The sequence below is a fragment of the Verrucosispora sp. SN26_14.1 genome (assembly GCF_004307965.1).
Classification (GTDB): domain Bacteria; phylum Actinomycetota; class Actinomycetes; order Mycobacteriales; family Micromonosporaceae; genus Micromonospora.
Genome location: NZ_SISL01000774.1, coordinates 1 through 1,440, shown reverse-complemented (window position 1 = coordinate 1,440; position 1,440 = coordinate 1). Strand labels below are relative to the sequence as shown.

Below are 1,440 nucleotides of genomic sequence, written 5' to 3'. Positions count from 1 at the left end.
CAGCTGCGGTGCGGGGGCGGGCTGCTCGCCGGCGGGCTGCTGCGGCGCACCCCGGTACACGTGCACCCGACGCGGCCCGAACAGGTCACCGGCGGCCATCGACGACACCCGCCGCTCGGCGGCCCGCTGCACGCCGCCCCGGGCGATGCGGCGCACCGGCGGCACCAGCAGCACCAACCCCACCACGCCGCTGACCAGCCCCGGGGTGGCCAGCAGCAGCGCGCCGAGCAGTCCGATCAGCCCGTCGGTGACCTGACCTCCGGGCGGCCGGCCGGACTGTGCGGCGTCCCGGAAGCCTCGCCAGGCCCGAATCCCCTCGCGGCGTAGCAGGACCAGTCCTAGCAGCGAGGCCGCGAACACCAGCAGGGTCGCCGCGCCGAAGCCGATCGCCCGGCCCACCACCACGAACACGGCCAGTTCCGCTGCCAGGGACAGCAGCAGGGCCAACGGTACGAACTTCACTGTCCGGCGCATCTCACCCCATCCGCCTCACGGCGCTCGTCATCGGACGGCGTACCCGGCGGGGCGCAGCCGTCCCGTCCGTCCAGCATGACACGCTCCGGCTCACGGCCAGCGGGCCCGCCCCACCGTCGCCGCCTGCCAACCCTGCCGCACCGCCGTCCGCCGGTCGCGTACCGCCCAGCCGGTGATGCGCCACAGCGCCTCGGCCACGATCAGCGGACTCATCTTGCTGTCGCCGCGTTCCCGCTCGGCGAACGTGATCGGCACCTCGACGATCCGCGCCCCGGCGCGGTGCGCCAACCGGGACAGCTCCACCTGGAACGAGTACCCCTGCGAGCACACCGACTCCAGGTCCAGGGCGTCGAGCACACCGGCCCGGTACACGCGGTAGCCGCCGGTGGCGTCGGCCACCGGCATGCCCAGCGCCAGGCGCGCGTACAGGTTGCCGCACCGCGACAGCAGCAGCCGCCGCAGCGGCCAGTTCAGCACCCGGGCACCCCGGGTCCACCGCGACCCGATCACCACGTCGGCGTGCCGGGCGGCGTTCAACAGCGCCGGCAGGTCCTCCGGGGCGTGTGAACCGTCGGCGTCCATCTCCACCACCGCGTCGTAGCCGCGGTGCCGCGCCCACGCGAACCCCGCCAGGTACGCCGCGCCGAGTCCCTGTTTGCCCTCCCGGTGCAGCACGTGCACGTGGGTGTCGCCGCGCGCCAGCCCGTCGGCGATGCGGCCGGTGCCGTCGGGACTGTTGTCGTCGGCGACGAGGATCTCCACCTGCGGCGCGGCGGCACGGACCCGCCGCACGATCGCGCTGACGTTGTCGGCCTCGTTGTAGGTCGGGATGACCACCAGCACCCGGCCCACGCCGGGCACCCCGGTCGCGGCCGGGCGGATCTCGGTCCTGCGCATCACCGCTGCCCCTCTCCGGGCAGCCGCCGGTCACCCGGCTCGGCCGCCCCACCGGCGCCGCACCAGGGC

Annotated in this window: 2 protein-coding genes; both read right to left on the bottom strand. The window is 75.3% G+C overall.

The genetic code is table 11. The annotated features are described in order from the left end of the window. A partial coding sequence (locus tag EYA84_RS31815) for an FxsA family protein (RefSeq protein ID WP_131057851.1) occupies window positions 1–474 on the bottom strand: 474 nt, incomplete at its 3' end. Between the two features lie 90 nt (window positions 475–564). Next, window positions 565–1,371 (bottom strand): polyprenol monophosphomannose synthase, encoded by an 807-nt coding sequence (locus EYA84_RS31810; protein WP_131057852.1) that lies wholly within the window; start codon window positions 1,369–1,371, stop codon window positions 565–567. Window positions 1,372–1,440: the final 69 nt, after the last annotated feature.

Bases quoted from the DNA above. Each gene is read 5' to 3' on its own strand.
- EYA84_RS31810 (WP_131057852.1), bottom strand. From the start codon at position 1,371: ATGCGCAGGACCGAGATCCGCCCGGCCGCGACCGGGGTGCCCGGCGTG.